At 69.5% G+C, this 1,493-nt stretch carries 3 protein-coding genes; 2 read left to right on the top strand and 1 reads right to left on the bottom strand.

The features are described 5' to 3' along the window. On the bottom strand, window positions 1–265 hold a 265-nt coding region (locus tag B2W70_RS06095; protein WP_286743844.1), incomplete at its 3' end, for a PhoD-like phosphatase N-terminal domain-containing protein. A 111-nt stretch (window positions 266–376) separates the two neighbouring features. Here B2W70_RS06095 and B2W70_RS06100 point away from each other — a divergent pair. Further along, window positions 377–1,066: a PhaM family polyhydroxyalkanoate granule multifunctional regulatory protein gene (locus B2W70_RS06100; RefSeq protein WP_286743847.1), complete on the top strand. Its 690-nt coding sequence runs from the start codon at window positions 377–379 to the stop codon at window positions 1,064–1,066. A 20-nt stretch (window positions 1,067–1,086) separates the two neighbouring features. Beyond that, window positions 1,087–1,493: FIST N-terminal domain-containing protein (locus B2W70_RS06105; protein WP_286743849.1), on the top strand; the 407-nt coding region annotated here is incomplete at its 3' end.

Consider the following 1,493-nt stretch of genomic DNA (forward strand, 5'->3'; position numbering starts at 1 on the left):
CGGCGGCCACTTCCCAGCGCACCGGCACCGCGGCTTGCGGCATGCCGCCATCGGCCTGAAGGGGGCGCGGCGCCAATCGGGTCCACAACACGACGGCGTCGGGCAATGGCTCACCGCTGGCCACGCCCAAAGGAAACGGATCGTCTTGCGACGCCCAGGCCTCGTCTGGCCGAGACTGCGCTTGCGCACCCGCCGAGAACACCTGCTGCCAGGCCAGGGCAGCGGCAAAGCGGGTCAGGTGAAGGAAGAGATCGCGGCGTTGCATCGAGGCGCCGATTATGCTCGCGGGCGATGTCCGCCCCCTGCCAAGCCACCGCGCTTGCGGGCACAATGGTTTCAACACACCAGGTGCCCGCAGCACCCCAAGGAGACGGCCATGCCCACGCGACCGACCAGCCCGGACCCCTCCGGCTCGAACGCCAGCAGCCCACCGTTCGCGGGCCTGGGGGCTGGCCTCGACTTCTTCCAGGACTGGCTCAAGGCCGCCGGCAGCGCCCTGCCCAACCTGCAAGGCGCAAGTGCCCAGTCCGGCGCCATGCCCGCATGGAGCATGCCGACGCTGGACCCTCAAGAGCTTGACAAACGCATCCAGGATTTGCGCACCGTTCAGTTCTGGCTGGAACAGAACGCCCGCATGATCGCCATGACGATCCAGGGCCTGGAAGTCCAGAAGATGACGCTCAGCACGCTACAGGGCATGAACGTGTCGATGGACGCCGTGCGCGACGCCTTGCGGGCCCGCACCAGTGAAGCGGCCGCGCCAGCCCCTGAACCGCCCCCAGCCCCCGAGCCCAAGGCCGAAGGCGCTTCTGCCGAGACGCCGTCGCCACCAGCCGAGCTGATCAACCCCATGCGCTGGTGGGACACCCTGACCCAGCAGTTCACCCACCTGGCATCGCAGACGGCTCAGACGGCGCAGTCCATGGGTGAGCAGATGATGGGCGAGCAGGCCGCCACGGCACCCAAAACAAGCGCTCGCCAGCCGACGCGCAAGACCGCCGCCGGCCGCAAGACCACCGCCAAGCCTCGAAGCGCCCGCAAGGCCAGCGGCTCGGACGCCAGCTGAGCCGCAGACGGAGCCGCCGCGTGCCCCAGTCCCCCTCGTCGTCGCCCGCCAACCCGGCGACACCCCCGTCTGCCTTGAGCTTCCTGCACGCCCACGCGACCCACCCACTGCCCGAGCTGGCCGTGGAAATCGTGTGGGCACAGCTGAGCGCACAGGGCGTTGAAGAGATGGGGCCCACGCTGGGCTGGTGTTACCTGACGGACGAACTGGCTCACGGCTGCGAGGAGGTGCTGCGTGCCTTGCGCGAGCGGATGCCTGGCGTCAGTTGGGTGGGTGCCGTGGGGGTCGGGGTGCTGGCCACCGGGGTGGAGTACATGGACGAGCCTGCGTTGGCGGTGATGGTCTGCAACCTGCCCCCGGCGGATTTCCGACTCTTTCATGGCCGCCAGCCGCTGCCGGCCTTCGCCGCCGGCCTGCCGACCCATGG

It is taken from the genome of Aquabacterium sp. UBA2148 (assembly GCF_002328915.1).
GTDB lineage: Bacteria > Pseudomonadota > Gammaproteobacteria > Burkholderiales > Burkholderiaceae_C > Aquabacterium > Aquabacterium parvum.

Excerpts from the sequence above, each read along its gene's own strand:
- B2W70_RS06100 (WP_286743847.1), top strand. The coding sequence starts at position 377 with ATGCCCACGCGACCGACCAGCCCGGACCCCTCCGGCTCGAACGCCAGC.